This is a genomic window from Lacrimispora sanguinis, from assembly GCF_044987295.1.
Lineage (GTDB): Bacteria > Bacillota > Clostridia > Lachnospirales > Lachnospiraceae > Lacrimispora > Lacrimispora celerecrescens_B.
The window spans coordinates 2,329,221-2,337,500 of the sequence record NZ_CP173277.1 but is presented as its reverse complement, the minus strand read 5'-3'; the positions used below and the strand labels follow the sequence as shown (position 1 = coordinate 2,337,500).

General features: G+C 43.2%; 8 protein-coding genes, 1 tRNA gene and 1 rRNA gene (1 of these 10 cut by a window edge). All 10 read left to right on the top strand.

What is annotated here, in order from left to right; all coding sequences use genetic code 11:
- Positions 1 to 1,526, top strand: a 23S ribosomal RNA gene (locus tag ACHZES_RS10870); it begins 1,367 nt to the left of the window's first position.
- Between the two features lie 93 nt (positions 1,527 to 1,619).
- Positions 1,620 to 1,692 (top strand) — tRNA-Gly (locus ACHZES_RS10865).
- A 183-nt stretch (positions 1,693 to 1,875) separates the two neighbouring features.
- Positions 1,876 to 2,067 carry a YwbE family protein gene (locus ACHZES_RS10860; protein ID WP_038281155.1) on the top strand — a complete coding sequence of 64 codons (192 nt, stop codon included), beginning with the start codon at positions 1,876 to 1,878 and terminating at the stop codon, positions 2,065 to 2,067.
- A 459-nt stretch (positions 2,068 to 2,526) separates the two neighbouring features.
- Entirely contained in the window at positions 2,527 to 3,519 is a 993-nt protein-coding gene (locus ACHZES_RS10855; RefSeq protein WP_395547995.1) for a serine hydrolase domain-containing protein, read from the top strand.
- 213 nt (positions 3,520 to 3,732) lie between these two features.
- The gene (locus ACHZES_RS10850) at positions 3,733 to 4,329 is read left to right on the top strand and encodes an AAA family ATPase (protein ID WP_038281193.1); all 597 of its coding nucleotides are present in this window, start codon (positions 3,733 to 3,735) and stop codon (positions 4,327 to 4,329) included.
- A gap of 107 nt (positions 4,330 to 4,436) precedes the next feature.
- Positions 4,437 to 5,048, top strand: a complete 612-nt coding sequence (locus tag ACHZES_RS10845) for a murein L,D-transpeptidase family protein (RefSeq protein WP_395547996.1) — start codon at positions 4,437 to 4,439, stop codon at positions 5,046 to 5,048.
- A 175-nt stretch (positions 5,049 to 5,223) separates the two neighbouring features.
- On the top strand, positions 5,224 to 5,679 hold the full coding sequence (locus ACHZES_RS10840) for a VanZ family protein (protein WP_404820367.1): 456 nt from the start codon (positions 5,224 to 5,226) through the stop codon (positions 5,677 to 5,679).
- The gene (truA, locus tag ACHZES_RS10835; protein WP_395547998.1) at positions 5,676 to 6,422 is read left to right on the top strand and encodes a tRNA pseudouridine(38-40) synthase TruA; all 747 of its coding nucleotides are present in this window, start codon (positions 5,676 to 5,678) and stop codon (positions 6,420 to 6,422) included. The genes ACHZES_RS10840 and truA overlap by 4 nt, the downstream gene beginning before the upstream one ends.
- An 18-nt stretch (positions 6,423 to 6,440) precedes the next feature.
- Entirely contained in the window at positions 6,441 to 7,619 is a 1,179-nt protein-coding gene (locus ACHZES_RS10830; protein ID WP_154527181.1) for a cation diffusion facilitator family transporter, read from the top strand.
- 76 nt (positions 7,620 to 7,695) lie between these two features.
- Positions 7,696 to 8,274: an RNA polymerase sigma factor gene (locus ACHZES_RS10825; RefSeq protein ID WP_038281148.1), complete on the top strand. Its 579-nt coding sequence runs from the start codon at positions 7,696 to 7,698 to the stop codon at positions 8,272 to 8,274.
- Positions 8,275 to 8,280 lie beyond the last annotated feature (6 nt).

Below are 8,280 nucleotides of genomic sequence, written 5' to 3'. Positions count from 1 at the left end.
TGGGTAAGTCGGGGCCTAAGGCGAGGTCGAAAGACGTAGTCGATGGACAACAGGTTGAAATTCCTGTACCGCATATTATCAGAACTGTGGGGACACAGAACCGAAGAAGAACCCGGGAATGAAAAGACCGGGGCAAGCACTGGACTGGCTGGAATGGCAAATCCACCCAGCAACAGGAAGGTGTGACGCGTACCGAACATAAGTAGGGAAGTCTTCGTAGGGGCTGTCAAGAAAAGCCGCTATTGTGTAATATGTGCCCGTACCGTAAACCGACACAGGTGGATGAGGAGAGAATCCTAAGGCCGGCGGGAGAAGCATTGTTAAGGAACTCGGCAAAATGACCCCGTAACTTCGGGATAAGGGGTGCCTGGGAAACCAGGCCGCAGAGAATAGGCTCAAGCAACTGTTTAGCAAAAACACAGGTCTATGCAAAACCGAAAGGTGAGGTATATGGGCTGACGCCTGCCCGGTGCTGGAAGGTTACGAGGAGGGGTTAGCGGCAACGCGAAGCTCTGAATTTAAGCCCCAGTAAACGGCGGCCGTAACTATAACGGTCCTAAGGTAGCGAAATTCCTTGTCGGGTAAGTTCCGACCCGCACGAAAGGCGTAATGATTTGAGCGCTGTCTCAACAATGCACCCGGTGAAATTGAAATACCAGTGAAGATGCTGGTTACCTGCGCCAGGACGGAAAGACCCCATGGAGCTTTACTCCAGCTTGATACTGGGATTCGGTACTGCATGTACAGGATAGGTGGGAGGCTAAGAAGATAGGACGCCAGTCTTATCAGAGCCGATGTTGGGATACCACCCTTGCGGTATTGGATTTCTAACCTGCAGCCATGACCTGGCTGGGGGACAATGTCAGGCGGGGAGTTTGACTGGGGCGGTCGCCTCCGAAAGGGTATCGGAGGCGCTCAAAGGTTCCCTCAGAATGGACGGAAACCATTCGAAGAGTGCAAAGGCATAAGGGAGCTTGACTGCGACACCGACGGGTGGAGCAGGTAGGAAACTAGGACTTAGTGATCCGGTGGTATAAAGTGGGATTGCCATCGCTCAACGGATAAAAGCTACCCTGGGGATAACAGGCTTATCACTCCCAAGAGTTCACATCGACGGAGTGGTTTGGCACCTCGATGTCGGCTCATCGCATCCTGGGGCTGTAGTAGGTCCCAAGGGTTGGGCTGTTCGCCCATTAAAGCGGTACGCGAGCTGGGTTCAGAACGTCGTGAGACAGTTCGGTCCCTATCCGGCGTGGGCGTAGGATATTTGAGAGGAGCTGTCCTTAGTACGAGAGGACCGGGATGGACTGACCTCTGGTGTATCTGTTGGCTATCAAAGCCATGGCAGAGTAGCCAAGTCGGGAAGGGATAAACGCTGAAGGCATCTAAGCGTGAAGCCCCCCTCAAGATGAGATATCCCATCGCAAGAGTAAGACCCCTTGAAGACGACGAGGTAGATAGGGCAGAGGTGGAAGCATGGCAACATGTGCAGCTGACTGTCACTAATAGGTCGAGGGCTTAACCAGGTTGGTTTAGGTAAGAGGAAAGAACGGATGAAGATAGATATGTAGCAATGTGTGGTTTTGAGGGTATATGTCTCAAAAGTAAAGAAGAGATATGCGCGAGTGGCTCAGTTGGTGGAGTACGACCTTGCCAAGGTCGGGGTCGCGGGTTCGAGTCCCGTCTCGCGCTCTTTTTATTTGTAGCGAAAACCTAGATTTTATCAGGGTTTCCGCTATTTTTTGATTTATGAAAATGTCTTTTTTGGGACAGCCTGTGGAAATATTTTTCATAAAGGTAATTTAATAAACATCAACGTCTAGAATATGTATAATAATATATTATAAACTAACGGATGCTAAAGCGAGGAGAAAAATGAACGGACAAAATAGAATTGATATTAAAATAGGTGCAACAGTAAAAATTGTATTAAAATCTGACCAAAGAACCGGAAAACTAACAGAAGGAATCGTTGGGAAAATACTAACAAACAGTAGCTTTCACCCTCATGGAATCAAAGTGATGTTAACGAATGGACAAGTGGGTAGAGTCCAGGAAATATTATGATTTAAGACACAGCGGAATCCTTGAAAGCTTCGGTCATAAGTTTATTTCCCAATGATTATGCTATTTGTAATAGAGTGCCATGAAATAATAGAAAGAAGGTTAAACTTATGATAGGTAAAGTCAACAAATTAATAAAAGGTTTAGTAACAAACAAAAAATTTATGAATTGTTTTATAATTTCTATAATTTACTCTTTAATGGCTACATTCATATGTTGTTTTATTTTTAATCATCTACCAGACAAATATAGGGCAATCTGATGTTATCCTAACATGAAATCTGGTAATATCCGGCTCCATTTTCGCTCTTATAATTTTAAGGACCAGAAGCGGATCTCCAGTTATGGAGATCTGTTTTTTTGCATGGGAAAATAATTGAATCCGGGATGCTTCTTTTTTAAGTACTTATGCTATACTGAGGAGAGATTATTAAAAATCAGCGGAAAGGAATCAGATGTATATGGATATAAATGACTTGATTGGAACAGACTTTAGGGGCTGCCTGTTGATACAAAGAGAAGATGAAACAGTTTTTCAGAAGTCATTTGGGTATGCAGATTTACCTAATAAGGTTCCAAATGAAAACGATACAAAATTTGCGACTGCATCCGCAGGAAAGGTTTTTGTTGCTATAGGAATATTGCAGCTAATAGAAAGAGGATTACTCCATCTTAATGACAAAATTGGTAATATTTTCGATTTTGACTTAAAGGCCATTGATGGTACAATAACCATAGAGGAATTGCTATCCCATACTTCCGGGATACCGGATTATTTTGATGAACAGGTTATGAGTGACTATGAGGAGCTGTGGATAGATTTTCCCAATTATAGGATACGCTCAAATAAGGATCTGTTGCCGTTTTTTATTGACAAACCTATGATATATCCACGTGGAAGCAGGTTTAAATATAATAATACCGGCTTTGTCGTGCTGGCTATGATAATTGAAGAAATAACAGGATCGGACTTTGATGAATTTCTGAAAGATAATATATTTGCGCCCTGTGGAATGGTTAACACCGGGTATTATGAATTGGATAGACTGCCTGCAAAATGTGCAGTAAATTATATTTACAATGAAAAAGGCAATGACTACCGCACTAATATTTTCAGTGTAGACGCAAAAGGTACAGGTGCAGGCGGTGCATTTACAACAGTAAATGATATAAGATTATTTTGGGAACATTTTATGTCCGGCCAATTGCTTTCGCCAGAGATGACAGCTGCTATGATAACTAACCATAGTGGAGAAGCACAATGTTATGGTTATGGCATTTGGCTTAAAAAGCAGGATAGCGGTTACCAACCATATTTTCAAGGCTGTGATCCAGGCGTCAGCTTTATTTCCAGCTATGATGCAAAAAAAAGGCTGATTATAGTTTTAGTAAGCAATTATGGAGATAATGTCTGGGAACTTTTAAAAAGGATAACGAACCATTTCACAAGATAAACAATACTTTTTATGAGATTCTTCTTTAAGTATGAATAAGTAGAGCTGAAATGTGGTATACAGGTATTTAAGAATGTGGTAAAATGCAAATATATTGACAGGAGATTTAAAGCCCATTTGACAGCCTTGTAGATATCTTGCTATACAGAAACTATGATGGGTAGAAGAGGATTACTCGGGAATTACTCAGCAGAAGATAAGGAGGAGCATATGTTGGATAAGGTGATTACAATTAGCCGCGAGTTTGGAAGCGGCGGACGAGAGTTGGGCATGAAGCTGGCTGAAAGGCTGGGGCTTCCATTCTATGATAAGGACCTGATTTCTTTGTCTGCAGAAGTAAGTGATTTGGCGGAGGAAGCATTTCTGCATTACGACGAGCATCTTCCCGTCCATCAGGAATCCATAGAACAGATCCATTATTCTCCCTTCTCTACCGTATATGAAATTTCTATGTCAGATCAGATCTTTCTGGCCCAGTCTAGTGTAATACGAAAGCTGGCAGAAGAGGGGCCTTGTATCGTTGTTGGTCGCTGTGCGGACAGAGTGCTTGAAAACAGCATCAATTTGTTTGTATATGCCAGGATGGAAGACCGGATAAAACGGTTGAATTCTCTTGAAACAGGCGTCAGTCCTGAAGTGATGGAAGAACGGATCCGGGAGATAGATAAAAAGAGAAGAGATTATTACCAGTATTATACCGGATGCGAATGGGGCAAGGCACAGAATTACCACCTTTGCCTGGAGAGCAGTCTGGTAGGGGTAGAAGGCTGCTTAAATTCTGCGCTGGCTTATTTGCAGTGCTTACTTTAGATAAATAAAACTTTCAAAAAGGAAAATTTTGGATGGAAATGTAAGAATATTGTAAATGATAGTTTCCAAAATGGATGGTATAATGTAACAAAAAAGGAGAGTTAAGAATGATGAAATGGATAGGAAAAAGATACAGGTGTCTGATCTCAGCCGCTCTGGTCATCGTTTTGGCAGTATCTTCCCAAGTTACAGGGTACGCAGAGCCGGTGTCCGGTCCCGGTGCCAATATTACCTCCGGTAATTCCGATTCGACGAATAACGTGACCATATATGTGAGCAAGAGAACGAATATGCTTTCATTAAAGCAGAATGATGTCTTAATTGCAGAATACCCGGTTTCCCTGGGGGCGTCCTCAGCAGAAGGAAACAAAAAAGTAGAAGGTGATATGAGAACACCCAGCGGTGAGTTCTACGTATGTACCAGAAACGATAAGAGCATCGCTTATCTGGCATTGGGACTTTCTTATCCGGGTATTAAAGACGCGGAAAGAGGATATGCAGACGGTATTATCACCGAGGCTCAGAGAGATGAAATAATAAAAGCCAATTTGGCAGGTCAGCAGCCACCATGGGATACCCCTCTTGGAGGAGCTATTGAGATTCATGGCTGCAGGGTTCCAGACGGAACCACACACGGCTGCGTTGCAGTAGACAACAGCAACATGGATGTATTGTGGAGTTACTGTAATTTAGGCGTACCGGTTACGATTGGACCATAAAAGGAATTTCCCCAAATATGCGGTTTTAGGCCGTTTTTGGGGATTTTTTTAATGCCTATCCTTGTATTATAACTGTTGTTGTACTATAATGGATGAAATTATGATAAATTATGGAAGATTGAGGAAAAGAAACTCAGGCCGCCTTAATGGTGGAGAAAGGCGGAATTTTGAGGAAATGGCTATGAAAAAGAAGGCGATATGGACGGCAGTGACTATTCTTTTTATTCTGTTCATATTTTCAAATTCCATGAAGCCTTCGGACATCTCATCGGCTGACAGCGGATGGGTGCTTCGGGTGGCACAGGAATCACTTGGGTCCCTGGGAATCAGTACCAGGTGGCTGACAGAGCACATAATCCGCAAAACAGGGCATTTTTCAGAATACACTATATTGGGAATTTTGCTGTATGGATGTATAAGGTCCTATGGTTTTCCGGCGGAGAGAAGATATTTTATCCGATTAACTGCTGGTTTTATGGTACCGTTTGTGGATGAGACCATTCAGCTTGGGGTAAGCGGGCGTTCCGGCCAGATATCAGATGTGTGGCTGGATTGCGCAGGAGTAGCCTTTGGAATATTAATTGCTGCCTTGCTGCTCAGATATAGAGGAAGAAGGGCAAAGATAAAATGATAAAAAATTATCGAATGGTTCTGGAATACGACGGAAGCCGCTATGATGGCTGGCAAAAGCAGGGAAATACGGAACAGACCATACAGGGAAAGATCGAACATGTTTTGGAGCGTATGCTGGGACAGGCAGTGGAGGTACATGGTTCGGGACGAACGGATGCAGGTGTTCATGCATTGGCACAGGTTGCTAATTTTCATGGGAATACAGGGATGAGGCCAGAGGAGATCAGGGAATATTTAAATCAGTATCTTCCGGAGGACATTCGGATAAAAACCGTGGAATACGTGGCGGAACGATTCCACAGCCGCCTTCATGCTCAGGAAAAAACCTATTTGTACCAGATTGAAATGGGCAAAAAAAAGCTGGTTTTTGAGAGAAAGTACATCTATGGCTTGTTTAAGGAGCTTGATATAGATGCCATGGAACGGGCTGCAACCTTTCTGATAGGTGAACATGATTTTAAAAGCTTTTGTGCCAACAAGAAAATGAAGAAGTCTACGGTAAGGGTTTTAAAACAGATTGAATTTAAGCAGCAGGGTAGCCGGCTTCTGATACGCTTTACGGGAAACGGCTTTTTATATAATATGGTCAGGATCTTAACAGGTACGCTGATTGAAGTGGGTCTAGGTCAGCGTAAGGCGGAAGAGATGAAGAATATCTTAAATTCAAAGGATCGGAATGAGGCAGGCTTTACGGCGCCGCCGGAAGGACTGTTTCTTGAGCAGGTATGTTATAAAGAATAAGTCTTGAAAAGGAGTACTATGACAGAGTTTTTGGTTAAGACATTTGTTAAGGACTATAAAAAGACAGAGGATACACAGGTACGGACCCGGTATGGGCTAATGGCAAGTATTGTAGGTATCTGCTGCAATGTACTTTTATTCAGCGCCAAACTTTTGGTTGGAATGCTGGTAAACAGTATCTCTGTTACGGCAGATGCTTTTAATAACCTTTCTGACGCTGCTTCTTCTGTTATTGGCTTCATAGGAGTAAAAATGGCAGGAAAGCCGGCCGATGAAGACCACCCCTTTGGACACGGAAGAATGGAGTACATTGCTGCTTTTATTGTAGCCTTTTTGGTCATTCAGGTGGGCTTTTCCTTTTTAAAAACATCCATCGGGAAAATCATTCATCCCGAAGAGATGACGTTTAAAGCTGTGTCTGTTGCCATTTTACTGCTATCTGTTTGCGTAAAGCTTTGGATGGCATTTTTTAACAATACCCTGGGGAAAAGAATTCAGTCTGCGGTCATGAAAGCTACGGCGGCGGATTCCCTTGGAGATGTGGTCACCACTTCTGCCACGATTCTGTCAATTCTGGTTTATGGCATATGGGGACTTAATATTGATGGTATCATAGGGATTGCAGTTTCTGTTATTGTCATGTGGGCAGGAGTAAAAATTGCCAAGGATACCCTTGCCCCTCTCATTGGAGAACCCATTGATCCCAAGCTGTATGTTGAGATTACAGAATTTGTAGAAAGCTACGATGGAATTATAGGGAGCCATGATCTAATTGTGCATAACTACGGCCCTTCCAGAAGTATGGCTTCCATTCATGCAGAGGTACCCAATGATGTTGATATCGAAGTGTCCCATGAAATAATTGATACCATTGAAAGAGAAGCAGTAAGAAAGTTTGGGATTTTTCTGGTAATTCACATGGACCCGGTAGAGACAAAAGATTCCAGGGTTATGGAATTTGGGAACATGCTGAACCAAGTGCTTCAGGAAATAGATACCAGGATTTCGTTCCATGACTTTCGTATGGTAGAGGGGAAAAACAAGATCAACCTGATCTTTGATCTGGTGGTACCCCGGGAATATAACAGGAAAAAGAAGGACTGGCTAAAGGAAGAAGTCACGAAAAAGGTAACTGAATTAGATAAGCGGTGCTGTCTGATCATAACGGCGGAAAGCGGTTTTGGGGTGGAAAAATAAGGTAATAAAAATTTTCCATATTATGCAATAAGATGACAGTATTTCGCATTAACATAGTAGAAAGGAAATCGGATCCATGTTATTTATGGGATTGATGAGCCTTGGCGGGCCTGAAGATTATGGCCGTTTGAGCGACGAAGAGCTTCTTAAAAAAGTTGCGGTTGGAGACCAGGAGGCCTTTCGGCAGCTATATCAGAATACAGACCGGACGATATACAGTTTTATCCTGTCTATTGTAAGGCACCCCCAGGATGCGGAGGAGATCATGCAGGAGGTATATCTTAAGATATGGACTTCTGCGTCAGGCTATAAATCCCAGGGGAAGCCTTTGGCGTGGATGTTTACCATTGCCCGGAATCTATGCTATATGAAGTTCCGTGAGCAAAAGCATGATTCGGATGTAACACTGGAGGATTTAACCGGAGCGGAAACAGGAGAAGTCTGCTCTGAAATCGAGATGGCGGCGGATAAGATGGTCCTTCTTGCCGCCCTTCAAATTCTTAAGGAAGAGGAAAGGGAGATCGTTCTCCTTCATACCTCCGGAGGTATGAAGCACAGAGAGATCGCCGCCAGCCTTAAGATTCCTTTGGCTACAGCTCTTTCCAGATATAACCGTGCAATGAAGAAACTGGAAAACTATTTGAGAGAGGAGTAGGCTTTA